The 24,386-nt window shown below is 32.8% G+C and carries 19 protein-coding genes and 4 pseudogenes; 17 read left to right on the top strand and 6 right to left on the bottom strand.

Annotated elements, in window-relative coordinates; genetic code table 11:
• Window positions 1-171: 171 nt before the first annotated feature.
• The 4 genes and pseudogenes from Anndu_RS06595 to Anndu_RS06580 all read left to right on the top strand — a co-directional run bounded on the left by Anndu_RS06595 (window position 172) and on the right by Anndu_RS06580 (window position 4,548).
• Window positions 172-1,604, top strand: a pseudogene (locus Anndu_RS06595) (NF041680 family putative transposase).
• A gap of 140 nt (window positions 1,605-1,744) precedes the next feature.
• The gene (locus tag Anndu_RS06590; protein WP_464103607.1) at window positions 1,745-2,431 is read left to right on the top strand and encodes a response regulator transcription factor; all 687 of its coding nucleotides are present in this window, start codon (window positions 1,745-1,747) and stop codon (window positions 2,429-2,431) included.
• A gap of 352 nt (window positions 2,432-2,783) precedes the next feature.
• Window positions 2,784-3,050: a DUF1816 domain-containing protein gene (locus Anndu_RS06585; RefSeq protein ID WP_464103606.1), complete on the top strand. Its 267-nt coding sequence runs from the start codon at window positions 2,784-2,786 to the stop codon at window positions 3,048-3,050.
• Between the two features lie 94 nt (window positions 3,051-3,144).
• Window positions 3,145-4,548 (top strand): amidase, encoded by a 1,404-nt coding sequence (locus Anndu_RS06580; protein WP_464103605.1) that lies wholly within the window; start codon window positions 3,145-3,147, stop codon window positions 4,546-4,548.
• 135 nt (window positions 4,549-4,683) lie between these two features.
• Here Anndu_RS06580 and Anndu_RS06575 read toward each other — a convergent pair.
• Window positions 4,684-5,744, bottom strand: a pseudogene (locus Anndu_RS06575) (IS630 family transposase).
• A gap of 297 nt (window positions 5,745-6,041) precedes the next feature.
• Here Anndu_RS06575 and hemB point away from each other — a divergent pair.
• The 4 genes from hemB to Anndu_RS06555 all read left to right on the top strand — a co-directional run bounded on the left by hemB (window position 6,042) and on the right by Anndu_RS06555 (window position 10,533).
• On the top strand, window positions 6,042-7,064 hold the full coding sequence (gene hemB, locus Anndu_RS06570; RefSeq protein ID WP_464103604.1) for a porphobilinogen synthase: 1,023 nt from the start codon (window positions 6,042-6,044) through the stop codon (window positions 7,062-7,064).
• 160 nt (window positions 7,065-7,224) lie between these two features.
• Window positions 7,225-8,166 carry a DUF1517 domain-containing protein gene (locus Anndu_RS06565; protein ID WP_464103603.1) on the top strand — a complete coding sequence of 314 codons (942 nt, stop codon included), beginning with the start codon at window positions 7,225-7,227 and terminating at the stop codon, window positions 8,164-8,166.
• Between the two features lie 236 nt (window positions 8,167-8,402).
• Window positions 8,403-9,326, top strand: coding sequence for a thylakoid membrane protein ThyD (thyD, locus tag Anndu_RS06560; RefSeq protein ID WP_464103602.1), 924 nt, complete (start codon window positions 8,403-8,405; stop codon window positions 9,324-9,326).
• A 25-nt stretch (window positions 9,327-9,351) separates the two neighbouring features.
• Window positions 9,352-10,533: an aldo/keto reductase gene (locus Anndu_RS06555; RefSeq protein ID WP_464103601.1), complete on the top strand. Its 1,182-nt coding sequence runs from the start codon at window positions 9,352-9,354 to the stop codon at window positions 10,531-10,533.
• Window positions 10,534-10,591: 58 nt separating this feature from the next.
• On the opposite strand, the gene Anndu_RS06550 is transcribed toward Anndu_RS06555, so the two are convergent.
• Both Anndu_RS06550 and lepB read right to left on the bottom strand, forming a co-directional pair.
• Entirely contained in the window at window positions 10,592-11,539 is a 948-nt protein-coding gene (locus Anndu_RS06550) for a class I SAM-dependent methyltransferase (protein ID WP_464103600.1), read from the bottom strand.
• Window positions 11,540-11,681: 142 nt separating this feature from the next.
• The gene (gene lepB / locus Anndu_RS06545) at window positions 11,682-12,314 is read right to left on the bottom strand and encodes a signal peptidase I (protein WP_464103599.1); all 633 of its coding nucleotides are present in this window, start codon (window positions 12,312-12,314) and stop codon (window positions 11,682-11,684) included.
• Window positions 12,315-12,665: 351 nt separating this feature from the next.
• On the opposite strand from lepB, the gene Anndu_RS06540 reads away from it, so the two are divergent.
• The 5 genes and pseudogenes from Anndu_RS06540 to Anndu_RS06520 form a co-directional block, all read left to right on the top strand.
• Window positions 12,666-13,988, top strand: coding sequence for a dihydroorotase (locus tag Anndu_RS06540; protein WP_464103598.1), 1,323 nt, complete (start codon window positions 12,666-12,668; stop codon window positions 13,986-13,988).
• 295 nt (window positions 13,989-14,283) lie between these two features.
• Complete coding sequence (locus Anndu_RS06535; protein WP_464102232.1) at window positions 14,284-15,345, top strand: IS630 family transposase; 1,062 nt, start codon at window positions 14,284-14,286, stop codon at window positions 15,343-15,345.
• Between the two features lie 42 nt (window positions 15,346-15,387).
• On the top strand, window positions 15,388-15,594 hold the full coding sequence (locus tag Anndu_RS06530) for a hypothetical protein (RefSeq protein WP_464103597.1): 207 nt from the start codon (window positions 15,388-15,390) through the stop codon (window positions 15,592-15,594).
• Window positions 15,595-15,675: 81 nt separating this feature from the next.
• Entirely contained in the window at window positions 15,676-16,281 is a 606-nt protein-coding gene (locus tag Anndu_RS06525; protein ID WP_464103596.1) for an IS630 family transposase, read from the top strand.
• A 4-nt stretch (window positions 16,282-16,285) separates the two neighbouring features.
• Window positions 16,286-16,974, top strand: a pseudogene (locus Anndu_RS06520) (transposase); the annotation flags it as partial.
• On the opposite strand, the gene Anndu_RS06515 reads toward Anndu_RS06520, so the two are convergent.
• Both Anndu_RS06515 and Anndu_RS06510 read right to left on the bottom strand, forming a co-directional pair.
• Window positions 16,954-19,515, bottom strand: a complete 2,562-nt coding sequence (locus Anndu_RS06515) for a DEAD/DEAH box helicase (RefSeq protein ID WP_464103595.1) — start codon at window positions 19,513-19,515, stop codon at window positions 16,954-16,956. The pseudogene Anndu_RS06520 and the gene Anndu_RS06515 sit on opposite strands and share 21 nt — an antisense overlap.
• A 97-nt stretch (window positions 19,516-19,612) precedes the next feature.
• On the bottom strand, window positions 19,613-19,903 hold the full coding sequence (locus Anndu_RS06510) for a hypothetical protein (RefSeq protein WP_464103594.1): 291 nt from the start codon (window positions 19,901-19,903) through the stop codon (window positions 19,613-19,615).
• A 242-nt stretch (window positions 19,904-20,145) separates the two neighbouring features.
• Between Anndu_RS06510 and Anndu_RS06505 the strand changes: the two genes are divergently transcribed.
• The 4 genes from Anndu_RS06505 to Anndu_RS06490 are packed head-to-tail and all read left to right on the top strand — an operon-like array spanning window position 20,146 to window position 23,251.
• The gene (locus tag Anndu_RS06505) at window positions 20,146-21,246 is read left to right on the top strand and encodes an ImmA/IrrE family metallo-endopeptidase (RefSeq protein WP_464103593.1); all 1,101 of its coding nucleotides are present in this window, start codon (window positions 20,146-20,148) and stop codon (window positions 21,244-21,246) included.
• Complete coding sequence (locus tag Anndu_RS06500; RefSeq protein WP_464103592.1) at window positions 21,233-21,739, top strand: PIN domain-containing protein; 507 nt, start codon at window positions 21,233-21,235, stop codon at window positions 21,737-21,739. The genes Anndu_RS06505 and Anndu_RS06500 overlap by 14 nt, the downstream gene beginning before the upstream one ends.
• Before the next feature lie 12 nt (window positions 21,740-21,751).
• Complete coding sequence (locus Anndu_RS06495; RefSeq protein ID WP_464103591.1) at window positions 21,752-21,949, top strand: XRE family transcriptional regulator; 198 nt, start codon at window positions 21,752-21,754, stop codon at window positions 21,947-21,949.
• 36 nt (window positions 21,950-21,985) lie between these two features.
• Window positions 21,986-23,251: an IS701 family transposase gene (locus Anndu_RS06490; RefSeq protein WP_464103590.1), complete on the top strand. Its 1,266-nt coding sequence runs from the start codon at window positions 21,986-21,988 to the stop codon at window positions 23,249-23,251.
• A gap of 55 nt (window positions 23,252-23,306) precedes the next feature.
• Here the strand turns inward: Anndu_RS06490 and Anndu_RS06485 are convergent.
• Window positions 23,307-24,332, bottom strand: a pseudogene (locus tag Anndu_RS06485) (IS630 family transposase).
• Window positions 24,333-24,386 lie beyond the last annotated feature (54 nt).

Genomic DNA, 24,386 nt, shown 5'->3' with positions numbered 1-24,386 from the left:
AAAAATTAGATTTAATGAAGCTCACATCAGACCGAAAAAATTAAAATAAGATATTTATATTAAGAGAAATTGAATATTGTCTAATAGCATAATGTCAAATAATAAACTTTCTTTCTCAACAAGTTTGTTCTATAGATTAGAATAAATAGATAGTTTATTATTCAAAATAATATGAAAATCAAAAATAAAAATTACCAAGAAGTTGAACAATTTATTCAAGGTCGTCAACGATTATATCAAAGTCTTGGTTTAAGAAAAGATGCCTTGATGAATTTACTCGATGCTCTTAGTAGTAATCAAGATGCTAAAACAGTCGTGGAATTAAGTTTAAATCCTCTATTTAAACATAAATACCAAAGTATTTATCGAGCAATTGCTGATTTTAATAAAGCGGGAAAAAAGAAATCACAAATCACAAATAAAGCCGAAATATCTAAGATTATTTTAGAGAGTATTCCTCAAAATAATCAGCGAAAGTTTCATCTATTTGGCATTGATGTAACCCCTAATTCACGCCAGTTTTCTCCTACTGTATCTGATAAAACGTTTATTCATCAACCTAACAGTATTAAAGGCAATAAACCCATCAATATTGGTCATGCTTATTCTTGGCTTTTTACTTACCTGAAAAAATATCTAATTGTGATGCTTCTTGGACAATTCCTTTATCAGTTCAACGAGTAAAAAGCGATGAAAAAGATGTTTCTGTTGCTCATAAACAGATTAATAAAGTTTTGACAGATTCATTATTATTTAAGATAATTCTATCAGTTATTGTCGTAGATTGTCTTTATAGTCAAAAAGATTTTATTGGCAAACAAGTTCTTAATCAAGATCGACTTGTTGTCACCAGAGTTAAAAGTAATCGTGTTTTTTTTCGTCCTTTTGTCAAAGATTCTTCTGAGTTAAAAAGTGGACATCCACGTTGGTATGGTGATAAATTTGATTTAAAAGATTCAACTTCTTGGCATCCCCCTGATGATTTAATTCAAACTAATTTTACTACGAAACGTGGTAAATTATTAAATGTCAAAATTAAGGGTTGGAATAATATGTTAATGAAGGGAACAAAGGAACATAAATTGCATGATTATCCCTTTACATTATTGGAAATTACTGTTACTGATCAAGAAGGTAATTCTATTTGGAAACCAATGTGGTTAATTGCCATTGGTAAACGCCGTAACGAATTAACTTTGCTTGAAATTTATCAATCTTATCGTCAACGTTTTGACTTGGAACACTTTTTTCGATTTGGCAAACAAAGATTATTAATGAACGACTATTTAACCTCTCATACAAGTTATGAAGAAAACTGGATGAACCTAATTTTAATTGCTTATATTCAATTGTGGAATGCAAGGAATTTAGCTGTTTGCTTACCCTGCCCTTGGGAGAAATATTTGCCTAATTTTCGTGAGAGTAAGATTACCCCAGTGCTGTTTCAGAGAGACTTTTATAGAATTATTAGCACCATTGAGATCAATTCTAATTTTCCCAAACCCCGTGGTTATTCTTCTGGACGGAAAAAAGGTGAAATACAAGTGAAAAGACCACGTTATCAGGTTATAAAAAAGAATCAAAAATGTCAACAAAATAGCTAAATTGCTGTTAGAAACGACTGTTAATTAATCTTTTTTCCCCTAAAATTATTTTAGGTTAGTTTTACTTTGTCTATTTTTTTATCTTCTATTTTAACCTCTACCAATTTCTTTTTGTCCAAAGTCCAATAGTAAGATGAGTAATGAGAATTTTATTAGTTGAAGATGATCACAATATAGCCGAAGTATTAGCCCATACTATCACTAGCGAAGGGTATGTGGTTGATCAAGTTTTTGATGGGGAAGAAGCCTATCAACAAATACATTTAATTGACTATGATTTAATCATATTAGATGTGGGTTTACCTAAATTAAATGGATTTAATTTATGTAAAAAATTACGGTCTGAAAATTTTGGCAAACCGATTCTTTTCTTAACAGGTTGTGATACTAAATATGATGAAATACAGGGATTAGATCTAGGGGCTGATGACTACTTAGTTAAGCCTGTTGATATATTAATCTTATTAGCAAGAATTAGGGTATTACTCAGAAGAAAAATTGTTTCATCACCCCTTTTAAAATGGGATGGTTTAACCCTTGATCCTACGACTTATGAAGTAATTTATCACAATAAAATTCTCAATTTAACCCCTAAAGAATATGCAATTTTAGAACTTTTAATGAGGAATGGAAATAAAGTTTTAAGTCGTAGCGTCATTCTTGAACATATTTGGTCATATAATGATCCGCCTTCAGAATACACCGTCAAAACCCATCTTAATAGTCTGCGCAAAAAACTTGAAAAAACGGGCGCTCCTAAAGATTTTATTATGACAATTCATAGTCGAGGATATTGTCTTAACACTGAATATCTTTTAGATGAATAAATTAAAAAATTTTTAACCCCCGACTTTGAAAACGCCCTGCTCACAAGGGGAGCAGGGGGTAAAGGTAAGACAAGATCAAATTTTCTTAATAATTTCTTTGTATTCTTATCGTTTTCTTCTCGATTTATGATCTAAATCTTTCCTATATAAGAGCTATGCTTCTTGGTGTATTAACTCGAATAACTTTTATATGCCTTTTGTTTACAAGGTTGAGTTTAATTAACTTAAAAGAAAAAATAATTTAAACTTAATAATTTGATTCTTTTTTGTTAATTAAACTCATTGTTTTTTTAGTTAAAACAAAATATTTCTGTAGCTCATTTTTTAGGTTTATTTTAAAGGATCAAAAATTATGTTTTCATTTAATCAAGAAATCCCATCTTTGGGCTGGTGGATCGAAATTTGCACAAATCATCCTTTTTATTTATACTATTTTGGGCCTTTTGATAGTCGGGAAGAAGCAACCTTAAAAAGTCATGGTTTTATCCATGATCTAAGAGAAGAAAAAGCCGAGATCCTTTCTTTACAAATAGAACTCACACGACCTGATCAATTAACAATTTGTTTATCTGAAGTTGAGAAACGCCTCAAACATATATCTCAATTAACCTATAGTTAACAGATTCATAAGTAAATAATTAAATAATTAAATAATTCTCAACAATTTATTATATAATTATTAATAGACTTATGTGCGATATACTAAGGCCATTATGAATAATCAAGAACTCGCTTTTTATCCTGCATTAAAATTGGCTCAATTGATCCGTCAAAAAGAAATTTCACCATTAGAAATTACTCAAATTTATTTAGATCGAATCGAAAAATTTAACCCCCATTTGGGTAGTTATTTTTATATAGCTACCCAAAGCGCCTTGGAAGATGCCCAAACTAAAACGGAAATTTTAGCTAATACCTCAGATACCTCTCAATTACCTTTATTTTTTGGTGTACCCACAGCTATTAAAGATGTCAACCCTGTAGCCGGAATGCCTTGTAGTTACGGGGTTTCAGTCGCCAAAGAAAAAATGGTTGATTATGATGAGGCCATTGTGACGAAAATGAGAGGAGCGGGTTTTATCCTTTTAGGCAAAACCGCCACTTCTCAAGTGGGAAGTTTACCCTATACTGAGCCTCCTAATTTCCTACCGAGTCGTAATCCTTGGAATACTGAGTATACTACGGGTGGCTCTAGTGGAGGGGCGGCCGGTGCGTTGGCCGGAGGTTTATGTGCGATCGCCCAAGGCAATGATGGAGGAGGCTCAATTCGTATCCCCTCGGCTTGTTGTGGCTTAATCGGCATAAAACCAGCCAGAGGGCGAGTTTCCTACGCTCCCATCGGGGATTATCAAAACGGGATCGCTACCAATGGCACAATTTCCCGCACCGTAGAAGATGGAGCGGCCTTGTTAGACGTGATTTCAGGCTATGTGACAGGGGATCCCTACTGGTTAAACCCCCCTGACATTCCTTTTCAACAGGTAATCAAACAAGAGTTAAAACCCTTACGCATTGCCTTTTCCACCCATTTACCAAATTTAACGGAAACTTGTCCTGATTATGTAGAAATGATCAAGGAAATAGCTCTTAATTTAGAAAATTTAGGTCATAATTTAACAGAGGCTTGTCCTGATATTATACCATTAGTTGAGCCATTTAAGAAAATTTGGCAGGCCGGTGTACCTTATACGGGCTTTCCCTTAGAAGCCCTAAGCCCTTTTAATCAATGGTTAGCACAACAAGCGGGATCCGCAGGGGAATATTTACAAGCCGTAACCAAAATGCAATTAATTTCCCGTTCAATTGTGGGCTTTTTTGATCAATTTGATGTGTTATTATTACCCGTTTTAACTCATAATCCCATTAAAATTGGAGAATGGGCTGATTTAATACCCTCTGAAATTGTGGAAAAAGTGGTAAATTGGATCGCACCTTGCCCGATCGCCAATGCTTCCGGTTTACCTGCGATCGCTCTACCAACGGGAAAATTTGATCAAAATGGTTTACCAATGGTATTTCAAATAATAGGAAAACCTGCGGATGAAGCAACATTATTAAAGTTAGCATTTCAGTTAGAAATGGCGGGTTTTTCAAAAACGGATCTACCTTCAATTTAAGTAATAAGTATTAAGTTGTTCAACAATTGACAATTGTCAATTATCAATTGTCAATTGATAACTGTTGCATGGTATAATCAAACTTATACCATTTACATAAAGTAAATTCAGACTGATACCATTTACAAAAAGTAGCTACACAGATAAAGCATTAACAATATAATCCCAACCTGCTAAAGACAGGATAAAATCTTCTTGTAAATTATTTAAGATATTAGCTACTTTATTTTTGACATCATCTAAGTTCTTAAACCAGATATTTTTTAACTGTTGTTTGATATATAACCACAGTCTTTCAATCGGATTTACTTCTGGACAATAAGGTGGTTGAAATAACAAAATTATATTCTCAGGTACTTCTAACTTTTTGGCAGTATGACAGGGTGCATTATCTAACTGTATTATATGAACCTCATCGGGATATTCTTTACTAAATTCTGTTAAATATTTACCAAAGCATTCACTATTAAAATGAGATAGTTCATAGAAAAAACTTTTGCCATTTTCTACTTCGATTAATCCATAAAGATAATAATAGTCATAATGCCATTGTAATTCTTGTTCTGGTTTGACTCCTTTTAAAGTTATTTTCCTTCCTAATTCTGTTCTAAAACCTAATCTAGTTTCATCTTGACACCAGTAACAAATATTTTTAGTATCACCCCATTTCTCTTTTATTTGAGCTATTATGCCTTTTAATCTTATGGGTAAATACTCTTTAAATACGGATATTACCCCTTCATTTTGATACTCATGATAAGGACGTGGTACTTTTAATTTTGCCCCTAATTCGTATCTCACTAATTGATGTATTGTGGTATAACTTATCTCAATATCTTGACAAGTAAATAACCATATTTTTATTTCTTGGTAACTGTTAAATCCTTGAGGCTCACTTAATTCTTTTTGACCAGAGCAACTGTTTCTAGCTCTAGTTTTTTTGGTCTTCCTGTTTTATTATGTTCTTGTAATAATGCGTCTAATCCTTCCGTCTTATATAAGTGAAACCATTCGTAAATTGTTCTCTCACTACGCCCCATCATTACCGCTAAGTATCTGATCGTTTCAGCCACTTGAATTTTCCAAAGATATAAAGCTTGAACTTTGGCAAAATTCAAAGCTGTTTTTTGTTGTTTCATGAGATTTTTTAGTGTATCTGCTGATTCAATTACTTCTATTTTTGATATTCCTGACATACTATTGCTCCTGTTAATTTATTCCTATACTAACCCTGAACTTACTTTTTGTAAATGGTATGAGGCTTAATAGAATAGTTTATTCACAAAGATTTCAGTGATTTAACTATGTAACTAGTAAATGTAAATGGTATTAATTAATATCAATGTAAAGATTTACTAAGTTTTTTAAACAAAAATCAAAATATGCTAAGGTGATCATTGGTCTTTTCAGTGAACAGTCACCAGTAAAGGCTTAACTGCCCCTAATCCCTCAAATCAATATTATATTTTTAACTTATTAATAAATATTTATTTATGTCTTCCGAAAATAAATTTACTCCTACTCAGATTAATCTCTCAAATTTAAGAAATCGTCCTCGCCGTCTCCGCCGTAATCATAGTATTCGGAGCATGGTTCAAGAAACAAAATTAACAGTAGATGATTTTATTTATCCTTTATTTGTGATGGAAGGAGAAAATAAAACCGTTGAAGTTTCGTCAATGCCCGGTTCTTATCGTTTTACCCCTGATTTATTATTAAAAGAGGTTAAAGAGGCTTATGAGTTAGGGATTAAAGCGATCGCTTTGTTTCCCTTAACTCCAGAAGAATTAAAAGACTCCCAAGGCACAGAAAGCTACAACCCCGATGGCTTAATTCAACGCTGTGTTAGAGCCATTAAAAAGGAAATTCCCGATATTTTAATTATTACCGATATTGCCTTAGACCCTTATAATATTGATGGTCATGATGGTATCGTCACGCAAAACGGCGAAATCTTAAACGATGAAACCGTTGAACAATTAGTAAAACAGGCTTTATCACAGGCTGAAGCCGGAACGGATATTGTTGCACCTTCTGATATGATGGATGGGCGCATCGGTGCGATTCGTCAAGCTTTAGACAATGCAGGTTATCATCATGTGGGCATATTGGCTTATTCGGCTAAATATGCTTCTGCCTATTATGGGCCTTTCCGTGATGCCTTAGACTCCGCCCCTAAAGCCGGAGATAAGAAAACCTATCAAATGGATCCTGCTAATACCAGAGAAGCTCTCAAAGAGGTAGAATTAGATCTTGCTGAAGGTGCTGACATGGTGATGGTTAAACCGGCCTTGGCTTATCTCGATATTATTCATCAAGTTAAAGCTAATACAAATGTACCTGTAGCGGCCTATAATGTGAGTGGGGAATATGCCATGATCAAGGCGGCCGGAAAGTTAGGTTGGATTGATGAAAAGAAAGTGATGTTAGAAACTTTATTAAGTATTAAACGTGCAGGTGCGGATTTGATTTTAACTTATTTTGCGAAAGAAGCGGCCAAATTATTACAATCATAGTCGTTTTGAAAGCCCATAACAAATTGGTTTAATTTCACCCCTCTCCTGAGTATGGAGGGGGGCGTTTTGTTAAATATTACGGTTTTCCTCTCTCACACAGGAAACAAAATTTGATCTACATTACAATTAGGATCTGGTTTAGCACAAATGATCAAAATCTATGAACAATAAATTTTCGATAAATTTCAAAAAAATCTTTCAATCTTTTTTGGCACTCGCGCTTGTTTTTACTCTAATTTTTAGTACGGCGGATGAAGCCCTAGCGGCTCGATCGGGAGGTAGAATTGGGGGAGGCTCATTTAGTCGCCCTTCTCGTACCTATAGCGCCCCCAGTGGCGGTTATAATAACTCTATTGGTGGTTATGGTGGGGGTTTAGGTTTTCCCTTTTTAATCCCCTTCTTTGGCTTTGGGGGCGGTTTTGGTAGTTTATTTACTATTTTGATCGTGATCGCTTTAGCTAATTTCTTAATTAAAACCATCCGAGGCGTTACCTCTGGTGGAGATGGTGAGGCCATCGGCTATAGTGATCCTAAAGTATCCGTAGCACAGGTACAAGTAGGATTATACGCCCAAGCCAGAGACTTACAACAGGAATTAAATAATTTGGCCTATAAAGCCGATACGGGAACAGCCTCCGGTAGAGCAATGGTACTACAGGAAGCCACTTTGGCCTTATTACGTCACCCCGAATATTGGCATTATGGCTGTGTGGAAAGTCAACAAATGGCTTTATCTCAGGCTGAGGGTAAATTTAATCAACTCGCTTTAGCGGAAAGAAGTAAATTTACGGCGGAAACTTTATCTAATGTTAACAGTAATTTAAGACAAAATACACTTAATTCTAGTGGTGAAATTGTTTTAAGTCAAGATCAAGCCCCGGCCGAATATATTATCGTTACCTTGGTGGCAGGAGTAGAAGGTAAACTCGATTTACCGAAAATTAACGCAGCAAGTGACTTAGAAAAGGCTTTACGTCAGATCGGCGGTGTGGGAAGCGATCGCCTCTTGGCGATGGAAATATTATGGACACCCCAAGCCCAAGAAGACACCTTAAGCAGTGATGATATTATGGCCAATTATCCTAATTTAAAATTAGTTTAAATCATGCCCCCTCGCCCTGATTAGAGGGGTTTAGGGGGTGAGGGCGAACAATTTTACCCCCTTATTTTTCCAAAGATTTCAAATTTACCACTTTTAATAAAAGCACTTTGTGAGTATTTTGAGTTTCTTCTTTCCCTAAAGTCATCAAAAAGTATGACTATCTATTTTTAATCTAAATGGTTTATAATTTGATTGGACTGTTAATCATTTAAACTAATTAAAATCATCAAAAAATTATGAAAATTGCAATTACTGGAGCTACTGGTTTTGTTGGCACTCGTTTAGTAGAAAAATTGGCTAAACAAGGCCATCATTTAATTATTTTTACCCGCAGTCAAGCTAAGGCTAATCAGAAATTTCCTGCTTCATCTTTTCCTAATTTAGAAATTATTAAATATACCCCCACTGAGTCAGGAAATTGGCAGGAAAAAATCTCTGGCACCGATGCGGTAATTAATTTAGCTGGAGAGCCGATCGCTGAGAAAAGATGGACACAAGCCCATAAACAAGTATTATTAAATAGCCGTAAAATTGGCACTCAAAAAGTAGTTGAAGGAATCAAAAATGCAACTCAAAAACCTTTTGTTTTAATCAATTGTTCGGCCATTGGCTATTATGGTACAAGTGAAACTTTAACCTTTGATGAAAATAGTAATAGTGGCAATGATTTTTTAGCAGAAATTTGTCGAAATTGGGAAAATGAAGCCCAAAAAGTTAAAGAATCTGGGGTAAGATTAGTTATTATTCGCTCTGGGATTGTTTTAGGAAATGGTGGCGCTTTAGCTAAAATGTTACCTGTTTTTAAACTGTTTATGGGTGGGGCGATCGGTAGTGGAAAACAGTGGTTTTCATGGATTCATATTGATGACATTGTTAACTTAATTATTGAGGCAATTAGTCGCTCAGAAATTGAAGGGATTTTTAATGGAACTGCCCCTAATCCTGTTACTATGAATCAATTTTGTCAAGTTTTAGGAGATGTTTTAACTCGTCCTTCATGGTTACCTGTACCTGATTTTGCTTTACAATTATTGTTAGGAGATGGTGCAAAAGTTGTGCTTGAAGGTCAAAAAGTTTTACCTAATCGAACTCAATCTATTAATTTTAATTATCAATATCCTAATTTAAAAGAAGCTTTAATTAATATTATTAATAATTAAAAATTAAATCTAAATATTAATAATTATGCAATATCGAAGATTTGGACGAACAGAATTAAAAATGCCCGTGTTTTCCTGTGGGGGAATGCGCTATCAATATCAATGGCAAGATTTACCTTTTGAAAATATACCTTTAGCCCATCAAAATAATGTAGAAAATATCATTAAACGCTCTTTAGAAATAGGGATTAATCATCTTGAAACTGCCAGAGCATACGGTTGTTCAGAAATGCAATTAGGAAAGATTATCGATCAATTTCCGAGGGAAAATTTGATTATTCAAACTAAAGTTATCCCCCAAGAAAATGCCGAAAATTTTAGAAAAGATTTTGAGAAATCTTTAAATTATTTAAACTTAGATTATGTGGATTTATTAGGTATTCATGGCCTTAATAATTGGGAACTTTTTGAACATACTTTTAAGAAAAATGGTTGTTTAGATCAAGCCAGAAAATTACAAAAAGAAGGGAAAGTTAAATTTATTGGTTTCTCTACTCATGGCACAACCAATTTAATCATTAAAGCCATAAAAACTGGTGAATTTGATTATGTTAATCTCCATTGGTATTGGATTAATCAAGATAATTGGTTAGCCATAGAAGAAGCAACAAAACAAGATATGGGAGTGTTTATTATTAGCCCTTCTGATAAGGGGGGAATGTTGTATAAACCCCCTCAAAAATTAATTAATTTATGTCAACCTTTAAGCCCAATTGTATTTAACAATTTATTCTGTTTATCCCATCCCCAAATACATACGTTAAGTATTGGTGCGAATAAACCAACTGATTTTGATGAACATTTAAAAACTTTAGATTTAATGGAAAAAGCCGATCAATTTTTACCGCCAATTGTGGAAAAATTAGAACAGGAAGCGGTTAATATTTTAGGAAAAGATTATTATGATAATTGGAAAAAAGGCTTACCAAATTATCAAGAAACACCCGGAAATATTAATATTCCTTTAATACTTTGGTTAAGAAATTTAGCAGTTGTTTATGATTTAATTGATTATGGAAAAATGAGATATAATTTATTAGGAAATGGTAGTCATTGGTTTGCAGGAGAAAAAGCCAGTTATTTAGATCAATTTGATTTAACTGAATGTTTAAAAAATAGTCAATTTCAATCAATTATTCCTCAATTATTAAGGGAAACTGATTTATTATTAAGAGGTCAACAAGTGCAAAGATTATCAAAAAGTTAAATTTATTTTATTAGTGAGTTATAACTTCCTCAAAGTCCTAAAAGGGCGTTAAGTGCCTTTAATCAGCTTTAAATGCGATCATAGTACGATGACGGGGATCACTTTCAAGCGTTATTTTATAATCAAAACCGATATTTTTTAAAGTTTCTTCTACTTCAAAAGTGTAATATTCATCGCTCCAAGGTTCGGTACTTTTCATTAATAAAAATAAGGCCGCAGGTAAATTTTGGATCACTTTTGAACGGGGGTTATTATCTACGATCGCAAGACAACCTCCTGGTTTTAAAATGCGCAAAATTTCTTGAAAAATATCTTTACTAGCTTGATGAGGTAATTCATGTAATAAAAATTGAATGGTAATTAAATCAAAATAATTACTTTCAAAATCGGTTTTTTCGGCTAAACTATGTACCCATGTAATCTCTTTTTTTTGATCATTTTGTTTCGCTACTGCTAACATATAAGGAGATAAATCTAAACCAAAAATATTAATTTTTTCTTCTTGTTTTTCTGTTAAATAATCATGTAAAGCTAAAGTCGAAATACCAACAGAACAACCTATATCTAATCCATTTTTAATAGGAAAAGTTAAATATTTTCCTATAATTTCATGAAAACTACTTCTTAAACGATTGTGGGCAGTTTCAGGGGTTAATTTTTCATTTTTCCAAACCCTTAAAGCCATCGCATAAGTAGCAGAACTAGCTTCAAAAGAGGCTTTCCAGCACATATTCCCTTGATCGTAAGCATGAAATGGAACATTATAATAATCAGGGTATTTAATATTAGGATTAGTAATTTCCGCTAAAGATTCTTTAATCTTAGATTGTTCTAATTCTTGATAATTTTTGCGCCAAGGTACACCATTTTTTTCTGCTGTTTTGATCATCACATTTCTAGCTTGAATTTTCATTAATTGATACAAGGGTTTAGTATTAATTAATATGTTAACAAAATGAGATAAAAGATCAGTTCCCGCCCAATCAGGTTTTAATTTTTCTTGCATATTTTTTTTAATTATTTTTTGATATAAATTATTTTGATTATTTTAGCAGATAACTATTAATTGACAATTGGTTAATATACTTTAAAATTTATAAAAAAAACCCTCCCCCTACAAAAAAGGGGTTTAGGGTCAGGTTAATAATTTAATTCTGATTAGAGTCAGATTGTAAAGACCCAATGCGATCAGGCGGCCAAAATCTGACCACTGCACGGCCAATTAAATTTTCCCTTGGCACATAGCCCCAATAATGGGAGTCATAACTATTATTACGATTATCCCCCAACACTAAATACTGATCTTGGGGAACGATCACCGGCCCAAAATTATATTTAGGGGCGGCCTCAATATAATCTTCTGCAATTATTTGACCATTAACATAAACTTTTTCATTTTGTATTTCTACTGTATCACCGGGTAAACCGATAATCCGTTTAATAAAAGCATCTTTAAATCCCTTTTCTTGTAGAGCTTTAGTAGGCTCAAAAACCACCACATCACCATGTTTAGGATCTTGAAAATGATAACTAATTTTCTCAATAATTAAGCGATCATTTACTTGTAAAGTTGGTAACATTGACTCAGACGGAATATAACGGGCTTCAGCAACAAAAGTACGGATCCCAAAAGCTAAAATACCCGCCGTTGCTAAAGTTTTGATAATTTCAACATAAATATTTTCAGGAGTTTGATTTTTTTGATTGGCCTCAGACACTGTTTTGTGTGCAGTTTGAGGTTGATTTTTTGGGTCTAAGTCTTGATTGTGATTAAATGTCATAAGATGCTAATACTTAACAATAAATACAAATTAAAAATAAAAAACGATCTTGAGTTAATAGTCATTAGTCATTAGTCATTAAGCTAATTTCCATTTAAACCTGTTATCTAAAACAACCATCTTACTTTTAACAGGTAAGATGTATGTTGCATTAATAGTTATTTTAAATGTTTAACAGCTTAGTCATTAGTTTTTTGTCAAAGATCTACCTGAATAATATTGAGAAATGTTAGAATTTTTTGATAAGCTAAAAATAACTTTTTTCATCAGTTATCTTTACTAATCTATCATAATCGAATTTTTTACTTTTTAGTAAAAAAATAACTACTCAATTTTTCCCCATCAAAAAAAATGTCTACCCCATCCTCAATCCTCATTCAAAATGCCCAGATACTGTTACCTAATGGTGATTTTTTCTTAGGTGATTTACGCACGGTTAATAATTCAATAGTTACAATTTATTCAACAATTGAACCCACTGAACAGGATACCATTATAGACGCAACTGGTTTAACTTTGTTGCCCGGAGTGATTGATCCTCAAGTTCATTTTCGAGAGCCGGGCTTAGAGCATAAAGAAGATTTATTTACCGCCAGTTGTGCCTGTGCGAAAGGCGGTGTTACTTCTTTTTTAGAAATGCCTAATACTAATCCTTTAACTACTAATCAATTAACTTTAAATGATAAGTTAACTAGAGCTTCTCAAAAATGTTTAGTCAATTATGGTTTTTTTATTGGAGCAACTGCTTATAATTTAGATGATATTATCACAGTTAATCCTACCTGTGGCATTAAAATTTTTATGGGTTCTGCTCATGGTGATTTATTAGTAAGTAATGAAGAAGATTTAGAGCGAATTTTTGCCAATGGTAGCCGTTTAATCGCCGTTCACGCTGAAGATCAAGCCCGAATTTTAGAAAGAAAAACTCAATTTTTAGGCCAAACTGATCCGGCCATTCACTCAGTTATTCAAGATGAAACAGCCGCTTTAAATGCTACTAAATTAGCCTTAAAATTGTCTAATAAATATCAACGCCGTTTACATATTTTACACTTATCAACAGGTATTGAAGCGCAATATTTAAGAACGAATAAACCTAGTTGGGTTACAGCTGAAGTTACCCCCCAACATTTAGTTTTAAATACGGAAAGTTACGCTAAAATTGGCACTTTAGCACAGATGAACCCCCCCCTGCGATCGCCCGAAAATAACGAAATTTTATGGAAAGCCCTCTTAGATGGAGTGATAGACTTTGTCGCCACCGATCACGCCCCCCATACCTTAGAGGAAAAAGGGAAAGGCTACCCTAACACCCCGTCTGGAATGCCCGGAGTTGAAACATCCTTGCCCGTCATGTTAACCCAAGCGAAACAAGGCCGTTGCACCGTTGCCCAAGTTAGTAACTGGATGTCCACCGCCGTGGCCGAAGGTTATAAAATACCCAATAAAGGGAAAATCGAAATCGGTTATGATGCGGATCTTGTGTTAGTAGACCTTAACAATTATCGAACCCTTTTAAGGGAAGATATAGTTAGTAAATGTGGTTGGAGTCCCTTTGAAGGTTGGAGTTTAACAGGTTATCCCGTTTATACCATTGTGGGGGGACAAATTGTTTATGAAAAAGGACAACTTAACACCCATGTTAGGGGTAAAGCTTTAACTTTTGAAGAATAGAAAAATAGCCCCTAACCCTAAAGGGTTAGGCTAGACAAACGAAGTCTGCCCACGCAGGTAGGCTTTGTTTTTATAAGTGCTTATGCAAAAAAAATTACTCATTTACAGAAAAAGCGCTAAACTAAAAGTGGAACAAGTAAAAAAGAAACAATCATGAGATTTATTCGAGGATTAAGTGGAGACACACAAAAGATGCTTGAGCGGATTCAAAACTCAAGTAAATCTGCTCAGGTAATACCATTTACAAAAAGTAAGTTCAGGGTTAGTATAGGAATAAATTAACAGGAGCAATAGTATGTCAGGAATATCAAAAATAGAAGTAATTGAATCAGCAGATACACTAAAAAATCTCATGAAACAACAAAAAACAGCTTTGAATTTTGCCAAAGTTCAAGCTTTATATCTTTGGAAAATTCAAGTGGCTGAAACGATCAGATACTTAGCGGTAATGATGGGACGTAGTGAGAGAACAATTTACGAATGGTTTCACTTATATAAGACGGAAGGATTAGACGCATTATTACAAGAACATAATAAAACAGGAAGACCAAAAAAACTAGAGCTAGAAACAGTGGCTCTGGTCAAAAAAGAATTAAGTGAGCCTCAAGGATTTAACAGTTACCAAGAAATAAAAATATGGTTATTTACTTGTCAAGATATTGAGATAAGTTATACCACAATACATCAATTAGTGAGATACGAATTAGGGGCAAAATTAAAAGTACCACGTCCTTATCATGAGTATCAAAATGAAGGGGTAATATCCGTATTTAAAGAGTATTTACCCATAAGATTAAAAGGCATAATAGCTCAAATAAAAGAGAAATGGGGTGATACTAAAAATATTTGTTACTGGTGTCAAGATGAAACTAGATTAGGTTTTAGAACAGAATTAGGAAGGAAAATAACTTTAAAAGGAGTCAAACCAGAACAAGAATTACAATGGCATTATGACTATTATTATCTTTATGGATTAATCGAAGTAGAAAATGGCAAAAGTTTTTTCTATGAACTATCTCATTTTAATAGTGAATGCTTTGGTAAATATTTAACAGAATTTAGTAAAGAATATCCCGATGAGGTTCATATAATACAGTTAGATAATGCACCCTGTCATACTGCCAAAAAGTTAGAAGTACCTGAGAATATAATTTTGTTATTTCAACCACCTTATTGTCCAGAAGTAAATCCGATTGAAAGACTGTGGTTATATATCAAACAACAGTTAAAAAATATCTGGTTTAAGAACTTAGATGATGTCAAAAATAAAGTAGCTAATATCTTAAATAATTTACAAGAAGATTTTATCCTGTCTTTAGCAGGTTGGGATTATATTGTTAATGCTTTATCTGTGTAGCTACTTTTTGTAAATGGTATAAGAAAAAGAGCTAGTTGCATCTTGTTAAGTTATCATGGTTTAAAAATTGAGCAATTAGTCTTGATTTTTAAGGTGACAAGAAAAACAATTTTTAATTGGTTCACAGCATGGGATAATTACCAATTAGTTGGCTTATATAATCAAAAAGGAAGAGGAAGAAAACCAAAATTAAAAGAAGAACAAGAGGTTCAAGTAAAGGCATGGGTAAAAGAAGAGCCAAAAAGTTAGATAAAGTTAAAGAAAAAATTGAAAAAGAATGGGGAATAAAAGTTAGTAAAGACACCATCAAAAGAATAGTAAAAAAAAGGAATGAGATGGAAAAGGGTGAGAAAAACGGTAAGAGGTAAAGCTCAAGATTGGGAGCTAGAAGTAAAATTACCGAAATTACAAGAATTAATTGAACTAGACAAAAAAGGGGAAATAGACTTAAGATATTTAGATGAAAGTGGGGTCAGTTTAATTCCAACTGTGCCTTATGCGTGGCAAGAAAAAGGGCAAGAAAAATTACTGTTAAGTAGCCAAAGTAAAAGAAAAAATATTTTGGGAATTATGAATCGAAGAAATGAAATATATTATGAGATCTATGAAGGAACAATCAACAGTGATCTGTTGAATAAAGCAATAGATAAATTCAGCGAAAATTTAAGTAAAAAAACGGTAATATTAATGGATCAAGCCTCAATTCATACCAGTGAAAAAATCTTGAACAAGCTTGAAGAATGGGAAAAGAAAAATTTACAAATCTTCTGGTTGCCCCCTTATTCACCCCATCTTAATTTAATTGAAATCTTATGGAGATTTATTAAATATGAATGGATTGAATTATCAGCATATGATAGTTGGGAAAATCTTACTAACTATCTAAAAAAAGTCCTTGATTTATTAGGAACGGAATATGTAATTAATTTTGCTTAGGTACTTAATTGATGGGGGATATGGAAATAATAGTAAATTTTTAAATGAATTAGAAGAAAAGAAATTGAACTATATAGGAGTAATAGCCAAAAATCGCAAAGTAAAATTAGTTTCAAATCAAGGAAATAAGGAAGAAAAAAGGATAGATGACATCGCACAATCTCTATCAAAAGATGAATTTGAAGAAATAAAAATCGGTAAAAATAAAGAGAAAACTGTATGGGTAGCGATGCTGAAAGTAGAAATATCAAAATTATCTGGAGTAAAAACTATTGCTATCGTCATGAATGCTCCTAGTTTTGAAACAGCCACTGATATTGATTATTTAATCACCAATAAAATAGGTGAAAAAGTAACAATTGAATGGATAATATCTACTTATAGTCAAAGAAATTGGATTGAGGTTTTTTACCGTGAAATCAAAGGTTGGTTGGGATTAAGTGAATATCAAGTAAGAACAAAAACCAGTTTAATGAGACATTTGATCTTGGTTTTTGTGCGTACACATTTATTCAATGGCATCGTTTAACCGGAGGCTTCAGAAGGCAATGGTCAAAAAAACCCTTAAATACTTTTAAGGAAGCATTAGAGGCTTTTCTCTCTACCATTTCTTTCCGTTTTTTTCAATGGTTAAAGGAAAATGTTGACCTGTTTGCTTCTTATAAAGAGAGTTTAGGGTTTATTTGGGCTTAACTTTTGTCTAAGTACCGGTAATAGTTCAAAACGGGGTAATACTTTACTGGAAAGATAACAGGGGGTTAAGGAAGCAGGTCCAAAACTTGGCATAAAGGGCGGTTTAGAGAGTAAAAAAGTATTACCACCCGTTTCAATATAGCTTTTGGTTAGATCGCTGACGATACCTCCCCTTTGCCTTAAATGGTAAACTAAAGCCAATATCAACTGTGCCAATGTTTCTGGTTTAAGATTTTCTAAACCACCTATTTCATTGGGTAAAACTTCTAATAATTGGGCGATCGCCTGTGATAATAAAGTCTGATCCACCGTGATGCTACAGGTTTCGGTGCGTTCTAATGAACCGCCAAGGGGACTTTTTAAGCCCATTTCAGCTATTACTTCATAAGCTAGACGTTTATTGATTAATTCTATTAATTCGGGGTTAATTTTACCCGTATTTAATAAATCTTCCCATTCTTTTAACCATTCCATGTCTGAGGGCATAAAAGTGGCAATATATTGGGCATCATCTTTCATTTTTTCCCGCCAATAAGGGGCAAAATTGGTGCTAAGATCTGCCAAATTTTGACCTGATCCTATTTGTTGTAAATATTGACATAGAGCAGTCCGCATGATGTTACGATAGGTTCTAGCTTCAAAAAAACCTGCTCGATGGGCGGCATCTTGTACGGAGTCGGAAAAGGTGATTAATTTGCGATCGCTGTTATAATTGGAACTAAATAAAGTGGCGATCGCCGCACTTGCTAAACTGGCCGCCCTTGCCCCTAAAATAACTAAACCATCTTTTGTGCCACAAAAAGGGCAGTCATGATGACTTTCTCTTTTGACTTGTCCATTTTTGCTAATATTTTTAATTAGTTGATCCGGTTCAATTACTTGGATTAAATTCTTACTTCCACAGCGATCGCATTGGCTAACATCTGTTTTATTTAAAGTTAAACAGTCACTACAAAGTAAATGATTAAACCATCCTTTTTGGGGTTCACTAACTGAGGGAAAAAGATAAGTAATTAAAGGATCTTGAGCGAAAAATTTATAATAAAATTGTTTCAATTCACAAGCAATTCTGCGCTCACCTGTGGCGGAACGTAAACCGCCCCAACCTTTACTCCCACAATGGCGACAGTGCATAATAGGTAAAGTTTTACCTTTGCGATCTTCTCTTAAGTCATCACTATGAATTAATTGAGGTTGGGAGTTAACGGTGGCTACCATTCTTTTTAGTTCCCTTAACCAAAATTGTAATCTTAAATTAACCCAGGGTCGTCTATTTTCGTCTCTAGCAAAAGCACATAAAGCGATTAAACTATCTAATAATAATTGAGGATAATCTTGATTATGTTCAGGCTCTGGTAAACTCATTTTTTGCTTCAATTCTTGCCATAATTGGTTAATGGCAATAACTTGATTTTGTTCTACAATTTTGAGTAAATTATGTACAATTGGTAAGGATTTTAATTTATTTCCTAACTCAATGGGGTCTATTTCTTCTATTTCTTGATTAAACCAAAGTTGATATTGATTTTTCAGATAATCTCGGACATTTTGATAAGAACGAGGTTTTAATAATTCAATTTTACTCGGTGGAGGTATGGGTTGGGGATCAATAAAGGCAGAGGCTAAAAATTCACTACTATTAAGACGATTTTCTTCAATAATGGCTGAACTATTAAAAGTTTCTCCAAAAACGCTTTCAGCATAGTTTAACATCGCTGTTTGGGCGTTTTCTCCCCCTAAAGTTGCTGAAGTACCCACACAAACTAAATGATTGACAGGGGGCTTTAAACGGGCTTTGAGACGACGAATTAAACAAGCCAGATCCGTACCCTGTGCGCCGTCAAAAGTATGGATTTCATCTACTACTAAATAACGTAAAGTTTCGGGATTATTTCTTGACCAAATTTGTTGATCTTTAGGACGGATTAATAAATAATCTAACATTTTATAGTTAGTTAATAATATATCGGGGGGGTTATCTCTCATTAAATTTTTATCAGTAATTAAATGATTTTCTCCCATCATTACCTTCGGTTTTTTTTCCGTTTCCCCCACAAATAAACCCGCCGTAATTTTGCCTTTTAACTTCGGGTTATGCCAAATTAAACTAGCTAACCTTTTCCCTTGATCCGTAGCTAAAGCATTCATGGGATAAATTAATACGGCTTTTACCCCCCTTTCTTGGCGGTGTTGATAACAATAATCTAAAATGGGGATTGCATAACATTCCGTTTTCCCTGATCCTGTGCCTGTTGCCACTAAAGTTGAGAGGTAATTCGGAGCTTTCAGACGCTCAAAAGCTAATTCTTGATGAAGATGAGGAGTAAAAGCCAATGGCACATCAGGAAAATAGTCTTTTCCGGCTTTTCCTTGCCGAAAGGGTAAACCAATGGATAAATAAGCCCCTTTAAATAAATTATCTTTTTCTTTAACAAAATCCTCGATAATGGTTTGAAAACTAAGGGTAGCAGGGCGAAATTCTGTCGTGAGAAAGTCGCCTACACTGGTGGTTAATTCTTGTGCTAATAGGGTGGGAAGCATAGTTAAGGGATGAGGGATAATGTAAGGGATGAGGGATGAGGTAAATTTTATTATAAAATCCAACTTTCTAGTAAAAAATTATGTGCCTGTTTAATTCTTAAAAAGTCTTCATCTCTATTTGACTACGGTTATCATAAACAGCTTGTAAACATTCTTCAAAATCATTTCCTTGCCATGTTCCAGCGTGTCTTAAAATTGATTTTCCTGAACTTTTACGCAAAATAGATGATGATTTTTTATTTATGGTTGGGGTAATTTTTTTGAGGATAATTTCTTCTTGATTAAAGCTCATTTCATATTCACTATTTACTTCTAATTCCTGTTTGATTTCTGGGGGAATTTCTAAATTTTTGCTTTCGTTTACTTTAACAATTATGCTTGAGTTCATGGGATTTACCTCTTGTTAATTAAGTTTAGTTTTTGATTAATCTTACTGTTCACTATCATAAATATAACATCAAAAAGAAGATTAACTTTTGACTATTTTTTTATGCCTTGAAACTGCATCATATAATATGTCAAACATTTTTTACATTATATAGTATAATAGAGAAAAATAGAACTGACAACTTTTACAAATCAAATTTTAAATCTGGTGAAAACTCCTACTTTCCTTAATGGGGGTAAGCTATGAAAGATATTATCGCAGGTAACTTAATTCGTTATCGCAAGGCTTTACGCTTATCTCAAGAAGCTTTAGCCGAGCAGATTGGTATAACTCGTCAAAGTATTAATAATTATGAAAAAGCAAAAACTTTACCCGATAGCAAAACTCTGTCTATTTTAGGTAAAGCTTTAGGTGTTAGTTTAGATGATCTTTTACGCCCGGAAAATCAAGGTATTCCTAATTTTCGGTTTCGCTCTCATGCCTCTTTTACAAAAACTCCTCAGTTTGCTACTCAAGTCTTAAACTGGTTAGAAACTTATAATTATTTAGAAAAAGTTAACGGTTTATCTCCTTATGCACCTGAAACAAAATCTTGTCATTGTGTTAATGGTAATGAAAATTTAATTATTAATGTGGCTACTCGTTTTCGCCATAGTTTAAGTTTAGGAGATGCGCCTATTCCTAATCTTTTTGAAACTATGGAAGAATTAGGTTTAAAAATATTGCGAATGCCGATTAATCTTAAAAATTTTTTTGGTTTAAGTGCTTGTAGTACAGATCAAGGTGCTTTTGTTTTAATTAATACCCATAATATTAGTATTGAGCGTCAACTTTTTACTTTAGCTCATGAAATTGGGCATCTTATTTTTCATCGAGGAGATTATCAGGATAATTTGATTACTGATGATAACAAAGAGGAAGAACAAGCACGGGAAAATGTAGCTAATTATTTCGCTAGTCATTTATTAGTTCCTGAAAATGCTCTTTTACAAACTTTAGAAAATATTAAAGATATTTGTCAACTTAAAGCCTATTTTCGGGTTAGTTATACCATGATCTTAAAACGTCTTGATGAGATGAAAAAAATTAATTATCGAGATACTATTATTAAAATTAAAAGTCAGTATAAGCAAAAGTTTGGTCAACCTTTAACTAAAGAAATTGAACTTGACCCTCAATTACTTTTAATTAATTTTCCTGAAAATCAGCGTTTTAATAATTTAGTTTGGCAAACTTTAGAACAATCAAAAATTTCAGAATTGAAAGCCGCTGAGTTACTTAATTTAACTGTTGAACAACTAAGAATGGAACGTCAAACTAATAAAATTTATGCAATCTTTTAAGGGTATAATTTTAGATGCTACGGCTTTAATTGATTTTCTTTATTTAGATGAGTGGCAATGGCTCAAACAATATTATAGTCCTTTATATATTGCTCAAGAGGTGTTAGACTCAGATAATTTAGAAGTTTCTACTCGACAAGCGGCACAAAAATATTTAATTCCTATAGCTTTGGATACTGAGGAGTTATTCTCTAGTTTTCTGGAGTTTGGTAGAGTTGCTCCTTTATTAAGTATTGGCGATCGCTCTACTATTGCCCTTGCTCGTCATCAATTTTTATTATGTGCTAGTGATGATGGTTTAGTCGTAGAAATTTGTCAACAATATCACATTAAATATATTAGGATGCTTCGTCTTTTTACGGAAATGGTTAAAACTGAACATAAAACAGTTAAACAAGTTAAACAAATGGCTCAGTTTTTAATAAATGAAAGGGGCAAACATATTAGTCCTAAAATTTTGCATAACTGGCATCAAGATTTACAATCTATTTAGCAAAGAAAGACAATGACTAAAATTGAAAATTTAGAATATGAAAAAGGTAGCGGTAATGTATTTGCTGATTTAGAATTAGATGATGCAGATGAACTTTTTACCCGTTCTCAAATTGGTTTTCATTTATATCAGATACTCAAAGAAAAAAAATTAAAACAAAAGGAAATTGCTTTATTATCGGTACTTAGACAAAAAAGAAAAATAAATTAGGCTATAATAATTATAGAGTATAGCTTTTACGTCAAAATGAAAGAAACTACCTCATCCTCAATGCCACCATGTTTTGACAGATGGTGTCAAAATTTTGATTCTGTCTTAAAAACAGTGGCACAAAAAAGAGAAATCAGGCATTATTTAGCCGGATTATTAGGAGAAAGCGAAAGAAAAAATCTCAGCCAAATCTCCAATAATTTAGTTGATGTTACTTATCATAAATTACATCATTTTCTAACACAATCACCTTGGTCTTATGAAGAAGTAAATAATAAAAGATTAGAAATAATCTCTCGTTGTCGTCAAACTAAAATAAGTTCATCATTTACTTTAATCATAGACGATTCTGGACATCGTAAAAGTGGAAATTTTACTGATTGTGTGGGAAGACAGTACATAGGAGAAATTGGCAAAACTGATAATGGCAATGTCATCGTCACAAGTCACGCTTATGATGGAGTAAGAAGTATGCCTTTAGATGTGGAATTATATCAAAAAGCCGAAACATTTCCTGATGGGAAAAAAGACTCAAACTTTCAGAAAAAAACCCAAATAGCCATCAAATTAATAGATAAGTGTTTAAAGGGAAATTATCATCCAAAAATTGTTTTAATTGATGGGGGATATGGAAATAATAGTAAATTTTTAAATGAATTAGAAGAAAAGAAATTGAACTATATAGGAGTAATAGCCAAAAATCGCAAAGTAAAATTAGTTTCAAATCAAGGAAATAAGGAAGAAAAAAGGATAGATGACATCGCACAATCTCTATCAAAAGATGAATTTGAAGAAATAAAAATCGGTAAAAATAAAGAGAAAACTGTATGGGTAGCGATGCTGAAAGTAGAAATATCAAAATTATCTGGAGTAAAAACTATTGCTATCGTCATGAATGCTCCTAGTTTTGAAACAGCCACTGATATTGATTATTTAATCACCAATAAAATAGGTGAAAAAGTAACAATTGAATGGATAATATCTACTTATAGTCAAAGAAATTGGATTGAGGTTTTTTACCGAGAAATCAAAGGTTGGTTGGGATTAAGTGAATATCAAGTAAGAACAAAAACCAGTTTAATGAGACATTTGATCTTGGTTTTTTGTGCGTACACATTTATTCAATGGCATCGTTTAACCGGAGGCTTCAGAAGGCAATGGTCAAAAAAACCCTTAAATACTTTTAAGGAAGCATTAGAGGCTTTTCTCTCTACCATTTCTTTCCGTTTTTTTCAATGGTTAAAGGAAAATGTTGACCTGTTTGCTTCTTATAAAGAGAGTTTAGGGTTTATTTGGGCTTAACTTTTGTCTAAGTACCGTTAATCAAATAGACTCTTACGAAAACAATATAGCAATCCTAAATAGGTTGTGGCAAAATTCCATATTGATAAAGTTTGGGGAAATCAAATATTTGACCATGCGCAAAAAACTTAAATAGCCACTTTACTATTTTAAATGATTTACATAAATGATAGAATTGTCTAATAAAATTTTTCACTTGTAGCCAAATATCTTCTACCGGATTTTGTTCTGGAGCATTAGGGGCAAATTTATGACAAGTAATTAACCATTCTTCTTCCAATAAATCTTGATTTATTATAGTTAAATACTCCCTAAATTCTTTTGAGTCATGATAGGTTGCTCCATCCCAAAATATTGCTAATCTTTTTCCTTTTCTTTTTGATAGTAAATACTTGATAAATTTGATCGTATTTTCTGTATTTCCACTTTCATATTCTTTGACAATAAATTCTTTAGTTTGATAGTCTAATGCCCCATAATAAGTTTGTCGGCTTTTTTCATTTTTAATGGGAATTTCTATTCTTTGATCTGTTCTTCCCCAAACATAACCTAAAATGTCTCCCCAAAGTAAATGACATTCATCAATCATAAACACTACAAGCTCTCCACTCTCTATTTCTTTTTCCAAATCTCTAATTTTTCACTGATTTCTTTTTTTTTAGCTTCGACTAATTCGTCATTTTTAGCCGGATTCTTTTTTGAGTTTTTTCCAACTTATTTTCGCTTCTTTGAGCAAACTATAATAACTTTGATTGGATTTATAAATAATATTATATTCTCGCTCTAAATAAATTTTTAAATCTGATAATCTTAAATATTCTTGCTCTCTTAACCAATTAATAACTTGGTCTTTTTCTTCTGGTTTTAATTCACTTTTAGTTCCTTTAAACTGTAATTTCAAGCTTTCTACTCCACAAAAAAGAGCTTGATTTTTCCACATACTAATAAAGCTATGAGAAACTTGTAATAATTCTTTTACTTCATGGTATGATTTTCCTTCTAAAATCATTTTGACAGCTAAAGCCCTTTTTATTTCTTTAGCCTCTTTTGTTTGATTGATAAAATCATTTAACTCAGAAATAATGTTCATTTTTTTTTCCTTGAATTTAGATTATAATTAATATTATATCTGTTA

It is taken from the genome of Annamia dubia NIES-4383 (genome assembly GCF_055394725.1).
Note: the sequence above shows the minus strand (reverse complement) of the source record. Positions and strands in the feature narration are given on the sequence as shown.